At 72.0% G+C, this 16,195-nt stretch carries 16 protein-coding genes; 10 read left to right on the top strand and 6 right to left on the bottom strand.

Annotation, left to right across the window (positions count from 1 at the left end):
- Positions 1-370 precede the first annotated feature (370 nt).
- Positions 371-1,363: a fibronectin type III domain-containing protein gene (locus tag OG858_RS03820; protein WP_328545141.1), complete on the top strand. Its 993-nt coding sequence runs from the start codon at positions 371-373 to the stop codon at positions 1,361-1,363.
- A gap of 238 nt (positions 1,364-1,601) precedes the next feature.
- The gene (locus OG858_RS03825; RefSeq protein WP_037689057.1) at positions 1,602-2,138 is read left to right on the top strand and encodes a hypothetical protein; all 537 of its coding nucleotides are present in this window, start codon (positions 1,602-1,604) and stop codon (positions 2,136-2,138) included.
- A gap of 39 nt (positions 2,139-2,177) precedes the next feature.
- Here OG858_RS03825 and OG858_RS03830 read toward each other — a convergent pair whose 3' ends face one another.
- From OG858_RS03830 to OG858_RS03845, 4 genes are all read right to left on the bottom strand, one after another.
- The gene (locus OG858_RS03830; protein ID WP_319068206.1) at positions 2,178-2,774 is read right to left on the bottom strand and encodes a PadR family transcriptional regulator; all 597 of its coding nucleotides are present in this window, start codon (positions 2,772-2,774) and stop codon (positions 2,178-2,180) included.
- A gap of 59 nt (positions 2,775-2,833) precedes the next feature.
- Positions 2,834-4,849: an NADPH-dependent 2,4-dienoyl-CoA reductase gene (locus OG858_RS03835; RefSeq protein WP_327723269.1), complete on the bottom strand. Its 2,016-nt coding sequence runs from the start codon at positions 4,847-4,849 to the stop codon at positions 2,834-2,836.
- 131 nt (positions 4,850-4,980) lie between these two features.
- Complete coding sequence (locus tag OG858_RS03840; RefSeq protein WP_328545140.1) at positions 4,981-5,757, bottom strand: putative protein N(5)-glutamine methyltransferase; 777 nt, start codon at positions 5,755-5,757, stop codon at positions 4,981-4,983.
- Between the two features lie 613 nt (positions 5,758-6,370).
- Positions 6,371-7,117, bottom strand: a complete 747-nt coding sequence (locus OG858_RS03845; protein WP_319068201.1) for a GNAT family N-acetyltransferase — start codon at positions 7,115-7,117, stop codon at positions 6,371-6,373.
- A gap of 217 nt (positions 7,118-7,334) precedes the next feature.
- Here OG858_RS03845 and OG858_RS03850 point away from each other — a divergent pair, with 217 nt between their 5' ends.
- The 8 genes from OG858_RS03850 (at position 7,335) to OG858_RS03885 (ending at position 14,818) form a co-directional block, all read left to right on the top strand.
- On the top strand, positions 7,335-7,940 hold the full coding sequence (locus OG858_RS03850) for a sulfite oxidase-like oxidoreductase (RefSeq protein ID WP_319318360.1): 606 nt from the start codon (positions 7,335-7,337) through the stop codon (positions 7,938-7,940).
- Positions 7,941-7,956: 16 nt separating this feature from the next.
- Positions 7,957-8,739, top strand: coding sequence for a ferredoxin reductase (locus OG858_RS03855; protein ID WP_328545139.1), 783 nt, complete (start codon positions 7,957-7,959; stop codon positions 8,737-8,739).
- Between the two features lie 535 nt (positions 8,740-9,274).
- A complete protein-coding gene (locus tag OG858_RS03860; protein WP_319068197.1) occupies positions 9,275-9,859 on the top strand; it encodes an Rv1733c family protein in 585 nt (194 codons plus the stop codon).
- A gap of 166 nt (positions 9,860-10,025) precedes the next feature.
- On the top strand, positions 10,026-10,427 hold the full coding sequence (locus OG858_RS03865) for a DUF485 domain-containing protein (protein WP_319068196.1): 402 nt from the start codon (positions 10,026-10,028) through the stop codon (positions 10,425-10,427).
- Positions 10,421-12,019, top strand: a complete 1,599-nt coding sequence (locus OG858_RS03870; protein ID WP_319068195.1) for a solute symporter family protein — start codon at positions 10,421-10,423, stop codon at positions 12,017-12,019. The genes OG858_RS03865 and OG858_RS03870 overlap by 7 nt, the downstream gene beginning before the upstream one ends.
- A 127-nt stretch (positions 12,020-12,146) precedes the next feature.
- Positions 12,147-13,115, top strand: a complete 969-nt coding sequence (locus tag OG858_RS03875) for an acetylxylan esterase (RefSeq protein ID WP_319269893.1) — start codon at positions 12,147-12,149, stop codon at positions 13,113-13,115.
- Between the two features lie 14 nt (positions 13,116-13,129).
- Positions 13,130-13,534, top strand: a complete 405-nt coding sequence (locus OG858_RS03880; RefSeq protein WP_327749337.1) for a nuclear transport factor 2 family protein — start codon at positions 13,130-13,132, stop codon at positions 13,532-13,534.
- A gap of 123 nt (positions 13,535-13,657) precedes the next feature.
- The gene (locus OG858_RS03885) at positions 13,658-14,818 is read left to right on the top strand and encodes a serine hydrolase domain-containing protein (RefSeq protein ID WP_319318364.1); all 1,161 of its coding nucleotides are present in this window, start codon (positions 13,658-13,660) and stop codon (positions 14,816-14,818) included.
- A 132-nt stretch (positions 14,819-14,950) separates the two neighbouring features.
- Here the strand turns inward: OG858_RS03885 and OG858_RS03890 are convergent, their stop codons facing one another.
- Both OG858_RS03890 and OG858_RS03895 read right to left on the bottom strand, forming a co-directional pair.
- On the bottom strand, positions 14,951-15,208 hold the full coding sequence (locus tag OG858_RS03890) for a hypothetical protein (RefSeq protein WP_328545138.1): 258 nt from the start codon (positions 15,206-15,208) through the stop codon (positions 14,951-14,953).
- Positions 15,209-15,277: 69 nt separating this feature from the next.
- Positions 15,278-16,132: a class I SAM-dependent methyltransferase gene (locus tag OG858_RS03895; protein WP_319068189.1), complete on the bottom strand. Its 855-nt coding sequence runs from the start codon at positions 16,130-16,132 to the stop codon at positions 15,278-15,280.
- Between the last annotated feature and the right edge of the window lie 63 nt (positions 16,133-16,195).

Consider the following 16,195-nt stretch of genomic DNA (forward strand, 5'->3'; position numbering starts at 1 on the left):
GGCCACCGGGAGAGGGCCGGACGGATCACGGCGCCCGTCGCACAAGTGCGCGGCCGAGGGCCCGGGCCGGACTCGGCCCCGGCCGCTCGGCCGCTCTAGTCGGCGCGGGATCGGCGACGACAGCGGCCCGCGCCGTACGACGCGAACGGGCCTGGAAATCACGCGAGTTCACGCCGTGTCAGAGCACCAGCATACGTATCCGCCCGCCGTGCCGTGAACCGCGTCGCAGCCACCACGGCCATCGGGCGCGGCGCTGGGCGGCGGTCGTTCACTCCCCGCTCACCTCTTGATGTGACCGCGTCGGTCGTGCCATACAGGGAGATAGGTACAGACCAATCCCGCCATGGTTCGACGATCGGGGGGCAGGATCGTGCGACGCGTTCCCGTGCCGGCACTCGTCCCGGCACTCGTCCCGGTGTCGCTGATCTGCGGCGCGCTGCTCCTCACGTCCGCCTGCGCGACGGAGGAGAGCCCCGGTCGCCGGACGCCGTCGGCCCCACCCGGCGTGACCGCGGAGGCGGGCAGCGCCACCAGCGTGCACGTCATGTGGAACCGGGCATCCGGTGAGCCGGAGACAGCCGGGTACGAGGTGTACCGGGGCCGCACGAAGGTGAAGGACGTGCCGGGCGGTGAGCACATGGTGGACATCACCCGGCTCCGGCCGTCGACCACCTACGTGTTCACGGTCCGGGCCCGCGGCACCCACGGGGGCCTCGGGCCGCCCAGCGCGGAGGTCCGGGCCACGACGCCCGCCGCCGGGACGGCGGACCGCCGGGCCCCGACCCGCCCAGGGGGCCTCGGCGGAAAAGCGCTCGAGAGCAAGGCGGCGCAGTTGTCCTGGGGGCCGTCGACGGATGACCGGGACGTGGTGTCGTACGACATCCTGCAGGGCGACTCGAAGATCCACAGCGTTGGCGGGGAACAGACGGCGGCCGTGGTCACGGGGCTGCGGCCCGGCACCCGGTACTCCTTCACCGTGCGGGCGAGGGACGCGGCGGACAACGTCTCGCCCGCGAGCCGGGCGGTACGGCTCACCACCGAGCCGGGGGCGGACGACGGGCGGGGCACCGCGCCCACCGGGTTCCGCGCCGGCACCCGCCGGGCCGACGGGGCGTACTCCATCGACCTGTCGTGGCTGCCGCCGCGGGTCGACGGTGTGATCACGGAGTACGAGATCCAGCTCGACGGGCGGCGGGCGACCTCGCTCGTCTGGGGCGGGACCCCGCCCCGGGACCGGGCCTCCTACAGCTTCTACCTGGGCCGGGAGTCCGGGGCGTCATACCGGGTGCGGATCCGCGCGAAGCTCCCGGACGGGACCTGGGGCGGCTTCTCCGCGGAACGGACGGTGACCACCGGCGAGTGACCCGGGGACCCGGGACGCCATCGGCGAGTGACCCGGGAGGCCACGGCGGGCGGGTGAGCCGCGTCGAGCGCCGCCGGGCGAGCAGGTTCCCCCGCACGGCGGAGTCCGTCACCTGCCCGGGCCCCGTCCGCATGCGGTCGGGGCGAACTGCACGTTGGCTCACCCTGAGGCAGCACGGGTCTCCCGATCCTCGGCGGCGCACGGGACGTGCCGCCACCGTGCCGCTGGAGGGCAGACCATGCGTACGTCTCAGCTACTCCTCCGCTTCGGCCCGACCGCGGCCGCCGCCGTGCTGCCGATCGCCCTGGCCGCGCCGTCGGCCGTCGCCGCCCCCACGGGGATCTCGGTGAGCACCACGGGATCCGTGGTCGCCGTCACCACCAACGATTGCCCCACCAGCACCAACGGCACGTTCGGTACCGCCTCGCTGCTCTCCAGCGGGCAGGCGAACTTCTCCCAGGGTCGTCAGGCGACCCTCACCGGCACGAGCACCACCCAGGCCGCCTCCTGGGCGAACGTGGGCCCGGGTACGTACACCGTGATCGCGGTGTGCAAGGACGGAACCACGGCGGGCACCCAGTCCGTCATCGTCACCGCCTCCACCCCCGCCATCTCCACGACGGCCTCGCCTGCACGGGGCGTCATGGGCGGTGTCGGTGGCGCCACCCGGGAGTACGGCACCGTCACCCTCGTGGGCGGCGGGGCGCTGGTGGCCGTGGGCACGGGGGCGGCCGTCTGGTACCTGCGCCGCCGCGCGAAGCCCCACAGGCTGTGAGCCCCGGGTGCGCGGTCGCCCCGTGACGCGGACGGCCGCCTACTCGCTCCCCGTGCTCTCCGCACCGCCGCCGGTGCTCTCCGCACCGCCGCCGGTGTTCTCCGGCAGCGTCCCGAACTCCTCCAGAGCTTTCGTCAGCCACTGGGTCCAGAACGTCTGCAGGTCGATGCCCGCCCGCAGGATCAGATGCTGAAGCCGGTCCTGGGCCGTGTCCCGGCCGGGCCCGAAGTCCCGCTCCTCGATCTTCTCGTACTCCGCCAACTGTTGCCGATGCAGGGCGAGATGGCGCCGCAGATCGTCCTCCAGACCGGTCGTGCCCACGACAGCGGCGGCGCGCAGCCGGACGAAGAGCGCGTCGCGCCACGGCTTGGGGTCCTGGGGTGCCGAGGTCCAGCGGGCCAGTTCCTCGCGCCCGGCCGGCAGTACCTCGTAGCTCTTCTTCTGCCCCCGGGCGGGCCGCTCGGAGGGCAGGGCCCTGATGAAGCCCTCGCCCTCCAGTTTCCCCAGCTCGCGATAGATCTGCTGGTGCGTCGCCGACCAGAAGTAGCCGATCGACCTGTCGAACCGCCGGGTCAGCTCAAGGCCCGACGACGGCTTTTCGAGCAGGGCGGTGAGGATCGCGTGCGGGAGTGACATGGGCTCATCCTAGGAAGGCCGGAGATCACGACAGCCGCACGCACCCCGCGGCCAGGCTCCTACAGCGCCGCCGCCAGCTCCGTCCCCTGTTTGATCGCCCGCTTGGCGTCCAGTTCGGCCGCCACGTCGGCGCCGCCGATGAGGTGCGCGGACCGCCCGGCGGCGATCAGCTCGTCGTACAGGCCGCGGCGCGGGTCCTGACCCGTGCAGAGGACGACCGTGTCGACCTCCAGCACCTGGCGGACCCCGTCGACGGTGACGTGCAGTCCGGCGTCGTCGATCAGGTCGTACTGCACGCCGGGGACCATGGTGACACCGCGGTGCTTGAGCTCGGTGCGGTGGATCCAGCCGGTGGTCTTGCCGAGTCCGGCGCCGACCTTGGAGGTCTTGCGCTGGAGGAGGTGGACCGAACGCGGCGGGGCGGGGCGTTCGGGGGCGGCGAGGCCGCCGGGGACGCGGTAGTCCATGTCGACGCCCCACTGACGGAAGTACGCGGCCGGGTCCTCGCTCGTCTTGTCCCCGCCGTCGGTCAGGTACTCGGCGACGTCGAAGCCGATGCCGCCCGCGCCGAGGATCGCGACGCGGTCACCCACGGCGACGCCGTCGCGCAGGACGTCCAGGTAGCCCAGGACCTTGGGGTGGTCGACGCCGGGGAGTTCGGGGATGCGGGGGGTCACACCGGTGGCGACGACGACCTCGTCGTAGGCCGTGAGGTCGTCGGCCTCGACACGGGTGTCCAGGCGTACGTCGACGCCGTGCGCGTCGAGTTGGTGGCGGAAGTAGCGCAGGGTCTCGTCGAACTCCTGCTTGCCGGGGACCTTGCGGGCCACGTTGAGCTGGCCGCCGACCTCGCCCGCGGCATCGAACAGCGTGACCTCGTGGCCGCGCTCGGCCGCGCTCACGGCACAGGCGAGGCCTGCCGGGCCCGCGCCGACGACCGCGACACGTTTGCGCAGCCGGGTCGGGGAGAGGACGAGTTCCGTCTCGTGGCAGGCGCGCGGGTTGACCAGGCAGGAAGTGATCTCGCCGCTGAAGACATGGTCGAGGCAGGCCTGGTTACAGCCGATGCAGGTGTTGATGGCGTCGGAGCGGCCCTCACGGGCCTTGTTGACGAAGTCCGGGTCGGCGAGCATCGGGCGGGCCATGGACACCATGTCGGCGTGGCCGTCGGCGAGCAGCTCCTCGGCCACTTCGGGGGTGTTGATGCGGTTGGTCGTCACGAGCGGCACCGAGACCGCGCCCATGAGCTTGCGGGTCACCCAGGAGTACGCGCCGCGTGGCACCGAGGTCGCGATGGTGGGGATGCGGGCCTCGTGCCAGCCGATACCGGTGTTGATGATGGTCGCCCCGGCCGCCTCGACGGCCTTGGCCAGGATGACCACCTCGTCGAAGCTGGAGCCGCCGGGCACGAGGTCGAGCATCGACAGCCGGTAGACGACGATGAAGTCCTCCCCGACCGCCTCGCGCACCCGGCGCACGATCTCGACGGGGAAACGCGTCCGGTTCTCGTACGAGCCGCCCCAGCGGTCGTCACGGTGGTTGGTCCCGGCGGCGATGAACTCGTTGATCAGATAGCCCTCGGAGCCCATGATCTCGACGCCGTCGTACCCGGCCTGCCGGGCCAGGCGGGCCGCCCGCGCGTAGTCGTCGATCGTCTGCTCGACCTCGGCGTCGGTGAGTGCGTGCGGGACGTACGGGCTGATCGGGGCCTGGAGGGCGCTGGGCGCGACCAGGTCGCGGTGGTAGGCGTACCGACCGAAGTGCAGGATCTGCATCGCGATACGGCCACCCTCGCGGTGCACGGCGTCGGTGATCTCCCCGTGCTTCTCGGCCTCGGCGTCGGTGGTGAGCTTGGCGCCGCCCTCGTAGGGGCGTCCGGCCTCGTTGGGCGCGATGCCGCCGGTGACGATGAGGCCCACTCCCCCGCGTGCTCGGGCCGCGTAGAACTCCGCCATGCGCTCGAAGCCGCGCTCGGCCTCCTCCAGGCCCACGTGCATGGAGCCCATGAGCACGCGGTTGGGGAGCGTGGTGAAGCCCAGGTCGAGCGGGCTCAGCAGGTGCGGGTAACGGCTCATGGGGCCCTCCGTGCGTGGCGTCGTCATCAAGGTTGTAGACGACGCCACAGGGTTTATGCAACTAGTTGCACAATGGTTGAGGGCAAGGCCACATCAGGGCGCGGCGAGCCTTGAGTGAGCCCTTCGGTGCGTCAGGGTCTGGTGCCGAGGACCACGTGGGCGTACATCTCCTCCGAGACGGCCGTGCGTGCGGTGAGGCCGTTGCGGTGGAAGGTGTCGAGGGCGAGCGGCGCCTGGCGTTCGCTCGTCTCGACGAGCAGACAGCCGCCCGGGGCGAGCCATTCGGCGGCCTCGGCGGCGACTCTGCGCAAGACGTCGAGGCCGTCCCTGCCGCCGTCCAGAGCGACGAGGGGTTCGTGGTCGCGGGCCTCGCTCGGCAGGAGCGGGACCTCGCCGGTCGGGACGTAGGGGACGTTCGCCGCGAGGATGTCGACGCGGCTCCGCAGGCAGTCGGGCAGCGCCGCGAAGAGGTCTCCTTCATGGGCGTGGCCGTCGTGCGGGGCGATGTTGCGGCGGGCGCAGCGGACCGCCGTCGGGTCGATGTCGGCGGCGTGGAGTTCGGCCGCGTCGAGCGAGGAGGCCAGGGCGGCGCCCACCGCACCGGAGCCACAGCAGAGGTCGACGACTACCGAGGCGTCGGGGACGGTGGCGAGGGCCCGCTCGACGAGGAACTCGGTGCGGCGCCGGGGGACGAACACGCCGGGTTCCACGGTGATGCGCAGTCCCGCGAACTCGGCCCAGCCGAGGACGAGTTCGAGGGGCAGGCCTGCGATACGCCGGTCGACCATGGCGGCGGCCTCGTCCGGGGTGCGTGCGGTGGTGAGGATCAACTCCGCCTCGTCCTCGGCGAAGACGCAACCGGCGGCGCGAAGTGCCGTGACGACAGAGGAGGTTGAGAGAAGTGGCATGACAGCCGAGAAGCCTTTCGGTGGGCCGAAGGGCGCTCCCGCGGTGGCCTATCGGCGATGCACCGCGCCGCGTTGAGGTGAGAGCACCCGACCTGACACAGCGGTAATGGGTCCCACCTCCTCGGTTCACGTGCTGACTGGCCCGGTCACCCTACCCCATGATCAAGAGCCGTCTCCGAGGGTGCGACGGGCGAGACCGTGGTCCGCCTTCGCCCGCGCGGTCCGGCGGTGCCGGCACGACACGGGCCGGATCGGGTCGGGGCGGATCGGGGCGGATCGGGTCGGGTCGGGGCGGATCGGGTCGGGTCGGGTCGCACGGCAGGTGGCCGCCGCGATCGGCATCGCACCGCGCGCCGGAAGCTCCCGGCACTGCTGTGCGTCACCCGGCCCTTGGCCACGGCACTGCTTCCGGTCGTACGGCCGCCGGCCACAGCGGTCGGGCACGCATCGCACCACGGGAGGGGCCGGGCACATGTACTGTCCCACGGCAGCCGGCCGGCACGGCTTCCTGTCGCACCGTCGAGGCTCGGGACGCCCCCGGCCCACCGGTCCGGGCCCACCAGTCCAGGAGCGGGCTCCCCGCTCGGCCGCCCCCGGCCGAGCGGGGAGCCCGCTACACCACCACCCGCTGCTCCCCCGGCTCGACCACCGGCACCCTAGCCGCCATGAAGCGGGTGCTGCGGCGCAGGCGAAAGCCGAGGGATTCGTAGAGGCGGATGGCGGTCGTGTTGGTCGCGGCGGTGTGGAGGAAGGGGGTCTCGCCGCGTTCGCGGATGCCGTGGGCGACGGCGTGGACGAGGCGGGTGGCGAGGCCCGCGCCGCGGAAGGCCGGGTCGGTGCAGACCGCGCTGATCTCGGTCCAGCCCGGCGGGTGCAGCCGCTCGCCGGCCATGGCGACCAGGGCACCGCCCCGGCGGATACCGAGGTAGGTGCCGAGTTCGACGGTGCGGGGCAGGAAGGGGCCGGGCTGGGTGCGCTCGACGAGGTCGAGCATCTCGGGCACGTCGGCGGCGCCGAGGAGTACGGCCTCGTCGTCGGGGGCCGCGGCGACCCCGTCGTCGACGAGCTGTACGCCCGCCAGGTCGAAGGTCACCTCCCAGCCGGCCGGGAAGCCCCCGGTGTAGGCCGGGACCGGGACCTCGGCGCCGGGGCCGGCCAGCACCGCGAGGTCGGCCCAGTCGTCCGCGTCGGGCTCGTCGGGCAGGCCCAGCCACGGCGACACGTCCAGCGGGTAGCGCAGCACTCGGCCGCGCCGCTCGGCGAAGTGGGCGTGCGGCCCGGTGAGGGAGGCGAGGGCGGGGTTGTCGAGGACGTGCGGCGCGCTGCCCGCACCCTTGCTGCCACTCGCGTACTCGGACATGCGCTCTCCGCTCTGCTCTGCTGTCACCTGGTCGTCGGCCATCGGGTACGTCGGCAGCGACTGAAGGCGGCAAGGAAGATCGCCGAGGCGCTATTCCCGGGCTGGCGAAGAGTTCACGCGGCCGCAATGATCGCAGCGCGGCCCCGGGGTCGGAGCGCCTCCCACCGGCACGTACGGTGGGATGACTCAGCAGCCACCACCGTCACGTTGGACCCCCATGAACGTCACCCGAGGCTTCACCGGACGCCCTCGCGTCCACCATCCCGGACTGCCGCCCGGCCAGTACGACGCCGGCGACGACTGGCCCGTCCTGTCGGCCGAGGTCACCCCCGACCTCGCGCCCGCCGACTGGACGTTCCGGATCGACGGACTGGTGGCGGAACCGCGCTCCTGGGACTGGGACGAGGCGCACGCGCTGCCGGCGTCGCCGTACGAGGGCGACATCCACTGTGTGACGAGCTGGTCGAAGTTCGGGGTGCGGTTCGGGGGTGTCTCGCTGGACGCGTTCCTGGACGTGGTCCGGCCCGACGCGTCCGCCACCCACGCGGTCGCGTACTCCCACAGCGGCTACACCACGAACCTCCCGCTCGCCGACCTCACCGGCGGGCGCGCCTGGATCGCCTGGGAGTACGACGGCAAGCCGCTGCCCGCCGAGCACGGCGGCCCGGCGCGGCTGCTGGTGCCGCATCTGTACTTCTGGAAGAGCGCCAAGTGGATCGCGGGGCTGCGGCTCCTCGACCACGACAAGCCCGGCTTCTGGGAGCAGAACGGCTATCACGCGCGGGGCAACCCGTGGGAGGAGCAGCGGTACTCCGGTGACTGAGACGACACTGCCCGTGATGACGACCCAGCCTGGGACGGCACCGACCGAACCGGCCTTCACACCACCCGCACGGTTCGCCGTGCCCGGCCGTATCACTGTGAGCCAGCGGGCCGCGGCGCTCTGGCAGAGGGCCACGCTGACGGAGATCCGGCGGGAGACTCCGGCCGTGGCCACGTTCCGCTTCGCAGTGCCCGGGTGGGCGGGACATCTGCCGGGGCAGCATCTGATGCTGCGGCTGACCGCCGAGGACGGTTACACGGCGCAGCGCCACTACTCACTGGCGTCCCCGCCGGACGACACCGGACACATCGAGCTGACCCTGGACCATGTCGAGGGCGGCGAGGTCTCCGGGTGGTTCCACACCGAGGCCCGGCCCGGCGACGAGGTCGAGGTGCGCGGCCCGCTCAGTGGCTTCTTCGCCTGGCCCGGGGACCGGCCCGCGCTGCTGATCGGCGCCGGTTCCGGTGTCGTGCCGCTGATGTCGATGATCCGCCATCACCGGACGCACGGGCTCGACGTACCGCTGCGACTGCTGGTGTCCGCGCGCGGGCCCGAGGAACTGGTCTACGCGGCGGAGTACGGCACGGAGACCACGGCCGTCTTCACCCGTCGGGCACCCGAGGGGGTGCCAGTGGGACGGCTGTCGGCGGCGCATGTGGCGCCGCTGATGGCCGAGCGGCCGCCGGGCGGGTGGGAGGCCTATGTGTGCGGCTCCAACGCGTTCGCCGAACACGCCTCGCGGCTGCTGGTCGAGGCCGGGCAGCCCGTGGACCGCATCCGCATCGAGCGGTTCGGCTGACCGCTCGGCCGCTTCGGCTGCCCTTCGGACAGTCCCGCCGACGCTCCAGACGGCCCCACTGACACTTCAAACAGTCCCGCCGACGCTCCAGACGGCCCCACTGACACTTCAAACAGTCCCGCCGACGCTCCAGACGGCCCCACTGACACTTCAAACAGTCCCGCCGACGCTTTGACCGATTCGGCTGGACGCTTCAGGCAGCCCGGATGACGCTTCGGGAAGCCCGACCGACATCAAGTGGCCCGGCTGACTCTTCACGTGGCTGGCGTGCTTTTTGAGTGGCCCGGCTGCCCCTTCGGAGCGGTTCGGCTGCCCCTTCGAAGCGGTTCGGCTGCCCCTTCGGAGCGGTTCGGCTGCCCCTTCGGAGCGGTTCGGACGGCCCTCGGGCCCGGACATCGCAAGCTCCGGCGGCCTCGTTTCCATGATTTCCGACGCAAATCATGCCATCACGCCCGCTTTCGGGTACACCGGAAGTGCGGACCAGTCCTAACCGGGGTTCTCGCGTGCGAGGGCCGGGCCGGTGAGGGAGGGCGAGATGCGAGGCCAGGTGTTCGGGTGGCGTTGGCGGCCCAATCCACTGCGCCGACGGTCGGATGTCGTCGAGGCGTGGACGGTGCTGTTCGTCGCGCTTCTGCTCGTCCTCGGCGCCCCGACCGTCGGGTTCGCGGTGGGCCGGTGGGCCCACGGGGACGCGCGGGCGCACGCGGTGGCCGAGCGGGCCGCGCTCGACCGGGTCAGCGCGGTGATCGTCGAGCGGGCCCCGGCCTCGGTGCCCTCGGCGCACGACGACAAACAGCCCACGTTCTGGGTCCGGGCACGCTGGACGGAGCCCGACGGCGGCTCCCGTACCGGTGAGGCCCGGGTGCCGGCGGGCACCGAGCGCGGCGACCGCGCCGACGTCTGGCTGGACGAGGCGGGCCGCAGCGTCCAGCCGCCGCCGACCGACACGGCCGTCTGGCAGCACGCGATGGCCATGGGGACCTGCGCCACCGGCGGCGTCGTCGGCATCGTGCTGCTCGGGCACGTGCTCGTCCGCCGGGTCGCCATTCGGCATCGGCTCGCCGAATGGGAACAGGAGTGGGCGCGGACCGGACCCGACTGGGGACATCGCTGGGCCTGACGACAGAAACAAGAACATTGCTCAGCTAAAAAGCTGCGCACCGCATGTCGGCCAACCGCGAAACGTCCACAAAATTCATCCCGCCAACGCAGTTGATACTTCAATTGCGTTGCTGCCATACTCCGCCTTCTCCCCCACAGGCATAAGGCAGCGAAGAGGGTGCATTGTGTCCAACTACACGGCACGGCACGACAGTTCCCCACCGATTCCCCCCACACGAACAGGCCGGCAGCCGATACACGCACACCCTGAATTTCGTTCAATAAGCGCGGCATATCGCAGATTCGGAGTATGGGCGACCACCTTGTCCGTGGGGGGATTCCTGTCGTACGTCCTCCTGTCGAGTTTCGTTCCGGGAGTAATGAATCAGCGATTGATCGGACATCTGACGCTGGGGCTGGCCCTCGGCCTGGCGCAGTTCGCCGTCATGGGTGCGACCGCGTTCCTGTACGTACGGCACATGCGCAAGAACATCGACCCGGTCGTCCGTCGACTCCGTGCCCACCTGGAGGACCAGGAGGCCGAGCAGCGGCGCGTCCCGGCCGGACGGCGGTTCGGCGCATGGTGACCGTCTCCGCGAGCGTGGCGGACGCGTTCAGCCTGCGGCTGACGTTCGTGCTGTTCCTGTCCGTCGTCGTCATCACCCTGTTCACCGCGTTGCTGACGGCACCGCAGCGGGACGAGATCAGCGAGTTCTACCTCGGCAACCGTGACATGTCGCCGCTGCGCAACGGCCTCGCCATGTGCGGCGACTATCTCTCGGCCGCGACCCTGCTCGGCAGCACCGGCCTCGTCGCCCTGACCGGGTACGACGGGCTGCTCTACCTCGGCGGCACGGTCGTCGCCTGGATGATGGTGCTGCTGCTCATCGCCGAACCCCTGCGCAACTCGGGCAGGTTCACCCTGGGTGACGCCCTGGCCCGGCGGTTCCCGCTGCGGCACCGGCCCGTCCGGCTGGCGCTCGCCATCTGCACGCTCTCCGTGTGCACCCTCTATCTGGTGGCCCAACTGGTCGGCAGCATCGCGCTGATGACACAGTTCGTGGGCGAACCCGGCCCGACCACACGCACCATGGTCGTGATCATCATCGGCACGATCGTGACCATCTACGCGGCGATCGGCGGCATGCCGGGCGCCACCTTCATCCAGGTGGTCAAGGCCGTGATGCTCGTCGCCGGGGTCACGGTGGTCGCCGTGCTGGTGTTGAACCGCTTCGACTGGAACGTCGACGAGCTGATGGCGTCCGCGAAGGCGGGCAGCGGGCTGGGCGACGCGTACCTCCAGCCGGGCCTGCGCTACGGGGGCGGCCCCATCAGCAAGATCGACTTCTTCAGTCTGCAACTGGCCATCGTGCTCGGGCTCGCCGCGCTCCCCCACGTGATGATGCGGATGTTCGCCCCGCGCAGGACCCGGGTGCTGCGCGCCTCGGTGGTGTGGGCCGTGGGCCTCGTCGGGTTCGTGTGCCTGATGGCCGGCGTGCTGGGCCTCGGCGCCACCGCCGTCGTGGGCCGGGACACCATCTCGGACATCGACCACAAGGGTGACGCGGCCGTACTGCTGCTCGCCAAGGAACTCGGCGGCGAGGTCCTCACGGCGATCGTCTCGGCCCTGGCCTTCGTCACCCTGCTCGCCGTCGCCGCCGGCCTCATGCTCGCCGCCGCCTCGTCCGTCGCCCACGACCTCTTCGGCGAGGTCCTCCGCAAGGGAAAGGCGAAGGAGACGCAGGAGTTGGGCGTAGCCCGGATCGCGGCGGTGATCCTGGGCGTCCTCAGCATGATGTTCGCCCTCCTCGCCTGGGGCACCAACACCGCCACCCTGGCGTTCCTGGCCTTCGCGATCGCCGCGTCCGCCATCCTGCCGACCATCGTCTACAGCCTGTTCTGGCGCGGATTCACCGCCCGCGGTGCCCTGCTCAGCCTGTACGGCGGCCTGGTCACGTCCGTTCTGCTCGTGCTGTTCTCGCCGGTCGTCTCCTCCACTCCCGACTCGGTCTATCCGAACGCCGACTTCGCGTGGTTCCCGCTGCAGAACCCGGGCATCGTGTCGATCCCGGCGGGCTTCCTGCTGGGCTGGCTCGGCTCCTGCCTCGGTCCCCGGCAGGAGGAGACCGCGTACGAGGACTTCGAGGTCCGGGCACTGGTCGGGGCCGATCAGAGGTGAGCCTCGGGGCAGGCCGGAGATGAGGCGTGGGGCCGTCGCGGGCCCTGAAGACACCCTTGGCGGGCCCGCGGCGCCCCACGTACGGTGTGATCATCCGCACCTCAGAACTCAAAAAAGGTGGTCATCCATGGCCCTGTTCGACCTGCCGTTGGACGAGCTCCGTGGTTATCGAAGCGCTTCGACGGAGCCCGGCGACTTCGACGCCTTCTGGACGAAGACGCTCCAAGGAGCACGCGAACACGACCTCGACGCCCGTTTCGAACCGGTCGAGACCCACCTGAAGACCGTCGAGGTGTACGACGTCACCTACTCGGGGTTCGGCGGCCACCCGGTCAAGGGCTGGCTGGTCCTCCCGGCCGGAGCCGGCGAACCGCTGCCCACCGTCGTGGAGTTCATCGGCTATGGCGGCGGCCGCGGCCTGCCCCACACCCACCTCCTGTGGGCCGCGGCGGGCTACGCCCACTTCGTCATGGACACCCGGGGCCAGGGCAGCGCCTGGGGCGGAGGCGGCGACACCCCCGACCCGGTGGCCGGCGCCCCCGCCTTCCCCGGCTTCATGACCCGGGGCATCGACGCCCCCGAGAACTACTACTACCGCCGGGTGTACACCGACGCCGTACGCGCGGTGGAGGCCGCCCGCGCCCATCCGCGGACCGACGCGGCGCGCACGGCCGTCGTCGGCTCCAGCCAGGGCGGGGGCATCGCCATCGCCGTCGGCGGACTCGTCCCCGACCTGGTGGCGGTCGCGCCCGACGTGCCGTTCCTGTGCGACTTCCCGCGCTCCACCACTCTCACCGACCGCGATCCGTACCGCGAGATCGGCAAATACCTCAAGACCCATCGCGGCCGGACCGAGCAGGTCGGGCGCACCCTCGCCTACTTCGACGCCGTGCACTTCGCCGCGCGCGGCCGGGCGGCCGCCCTGTTCTCGGCGGCCCTGGAGGACCAGACCTGCCCGCCGTCCACGGTCTTCGCGGCCTTCAACGCCTGGGCCGAGGCCAACAAGCGCATCGAGGTCTACGACTTCAACGACCACGAGGGCGGCGGCCCCTTCCAGGAGGCGGTCAAGCTGCGCTGGCTGGCCTCACAGCTCTGAGCGGGCGGGACACGATGGACACGGCCGAGGCGGCCCGTCGCTTCGTGGGGGTGTGGCAGCGGGCGTGGGCCGCCCATGACGTCGACGCGATCCTGGAGTTGTACGCCATGGACTGCGTCCACCGCTCGATGCCGTTCCGGGAACCGCACCGTGGCCGGGACGGACTGGCCGCGTATCTGCGCCGGTCGTTCGCCGACGAGCGGGTGGCCGATGTGCGCTTCTCGGAGCCGATGATCGGCCCGGACGGTCTGGCCGTCGCCGAGTTCCGGGTGCTGTCCGACGAGAACGAGGCACCACAGACCCTCGCGGGCTGTGTGTTCGTACGGTTCGACGCGGCCGGACCGGCCGTGGAGACCCGGGACTACTGGCACACGGTCCGGGAGCACAGAGAGGCCATTCGTCCCATGTTCCTCCTCTGACTCGCTCCGGGGGCGGTGGCTGAGGTTCCACCGCGCGGCTTCCCTCCTGTCCGACCAGTCGGTATGTTCAGGGAGGCCGGGCGGCCCTCGCGCCGGCGAACGGCGGCGGACGACGGAGGGTTCATGTCCCAGTCACAGGTGCGGGGTCGCTGCGAGGCACGGTTCGAGGCCGTGCGCAACGCGTTCGAGGAGAACTTCGGCGAGCGGGACGAGCTGGGGGCGGCGGTCACGGTGACGCTGCACGGGCAGACCGTGGTGGACCTCTGGGGCGGCTGGGCCGACGCGGAGCGGACCCGCCCCTGGGAGCGGGACACCGTGGTCAACGTGTGGTCCACTACCAAGGGCGCGACCGCGCTGTGCGCGCACATCCTCGCCGACCGGGGCCTGCTCGACCTGGACGCTCCGGTGGCCGCGTACTGGCCGGAGTTCGCGGCAGCCGGCAAGGAGGGGGTGCTCGTCCGGCATCTGCTGTCGCACCGGGCGGGGCTCGCCGGGCCGCGTGAACCCCTCTCGTTCGAGCAGTTCTGCGACTGGGAGCTGACGGTCAAGCGGCTCGCGGCGCAGGAGCCCTGGTGGGAGCCGGGCACGCGGTCCGGTTACCACGCGACGACGTTCGGCTTCCTCGTCGGCGAGGTGGTCCGGCGGGTGTCGGGGCTGCTGCCGAGCGCCTTCCTGGCGCGTGAGGTCACCGGGCCGCTCGACATCGACTTCACGATCGGGCTGCCCGACGCCGAGGCGGCTCGGGCGGCCGAGCTGGTGCATCCGCCGACCGCGACGTCCAGTGAACAGGCCGCTGTCTTCGCCCAGTTGACGCCCACCGCACTGGCCGCCCTCGCCAACCCACTGGTCGGCGCCGCCGAGGCCAACACCCCCCGGTGGCGGGCCGCCGAGGTCCCGGCCGCCAACGGTCACGGCACCGCGCGGGCGGTCGCCGCGCTGTACGGGATCCTCGCGCTGCGCGGCACCTGGGGCGGGCGGCGGGTGCTGTCGCCGGAGGCGGCCGAGCGGGTCCGCGAGGGCCAGGGTGCCTGCCGTGACCTGGTGCTCGGCGCCGGGTTCGGCCGGGACACTGAGATCGGGCTCGGGCTGTGGCTGAGCGGCCCGCACGGCTCGTACGGGCCGAACCCGAGGGCCTTCGGCCACGACGGCTACGGCGGTTCCAGTGGCCTCGCCGACCCCGAGGCCGGCGTCTCCCTCGGCTATGTCATGAACCGTATGGGCCCGCACATCGCCGACGACCCGCGCAAGATGGCGCTCGTCGAGGCGCTGTACAGCGCGCTGTGACCACACCGGGAGAGGCGGGGTACGGCCGGAGCGCGTTGCGTCGCCCCGGAGAGAACGGGGGAACGGGGGAACGGGGGAACGGCTGGAGCGCGCCGCGCCACTTCTGCGGTGTCACCCTCGTACGCCTGGTGATCAGGTCCGGACGAGTTCACGGTGTCGGTGCCGAGCGCGGGCGCGCCCGTGCTCGGCGGCGAGGGCGTCCGTAGCCGCGTACAGGTGGTGTACGGGCAGGGAGGTCGACGAGCCGCAACTCGCCCGCGCCGGCCAGTACCCGCCGCTTGCGCGTTCCTCGTGGGTGACCGCGCACCGCACGGACACGTCCGCCATCGCCGCCCGGAAGGCCTCCGCCCACTCGTGCGCGAGCAGCTCGGCCGTGTCAGAAAGGATCACCGCGGCCCCCCTCCTCGCGTCCCCCCGGGCACAGGGAGTCGGCGGCACCCGGCGGCCACCCTGGCCGGGTCACCCCTTGCGGGTGGCCACGACCATCCGGCACCGGGGGCTGCCGTCGGGCCGTCGCCCGAACTCGGGCAGCGCGAACAGCTCGGCCTCGAACCCGGTGCGTTCCAGCTCACGCCGTACGACGCCGAGCCGGAACGGCCGGTAGTACATGACGAACGGCGGCCGCCAGAGCGCGTTGCGCACCCGCATCGCCGCGTCGAAGCCCAGGGCCGCCCAGTACCAGGGGGAGTTCGGCGGAGCGGGCGCGGGCAGCGGGAACGCGAAGCGCCCGCCCGGCCGCAGCGCGGAGTGCACCTCGGAGAACAGGCCCGGCAACTCCTCCGGCAGGAAATGCCCGAACGCGCCGAAGCTGACGGCCAGGTCGAAGACGGGGGCGAAGGGCAGCGCCAGGGCGTCACCACGCACCCAGGAGACGCGGGGGCCGCCGGAGCCGGGGGCGGCCGGACCCGGGCCTGCGGAGCCGGCGGAAGCCGCCCGCGGACCTGCGGAGCCAGGGGTGGGCGAACTCGGGCCGCCCGAGCGGGCGGAGGCGGTCCCCTCGTCTGCCGAGGTGCGGGAGCCCACCCGCTCCCTGCCCACCGCCAGCATCCCGGCGCTGATGTCGACGCCGGTGACACTCTCCCGGCACACCTCGCGCAGCACCTCCATCCCGGCCCCGGTGCCGCAGCAGAGGTCCAGCCCGTGGTCGAACGGGCCCAGCGGCGACAGGGCCGCCTCGACCGCTTCCAGGATGGCGTCCGGTGTCCGGAACGGGGTCTGGTCGAACTTGGGCGCGAGCAGGTCGTAGCCGTGTTCGACGGAGGAGAGCGCCTGAACGGCGAGTTCGCGGAGGCTGGGGCCTTGCGGGGTGAACATCACGTCAGCTTAGGCCCTGGCTCGGGGCAGCGGCCGGGGTGTGCCCTCGCCTATGGTCCAGGA

The organism is Streptomyces europaeiscabiei (genome assembly GCF_036346855.1).
Classification (GTDB): domain Bacteria; phylum Actinomycetota; class Actinomycetes; order Streptomycetales; family Streptomycetaceae; genus Streptomyces; species Streptomyces europaeiscabiei.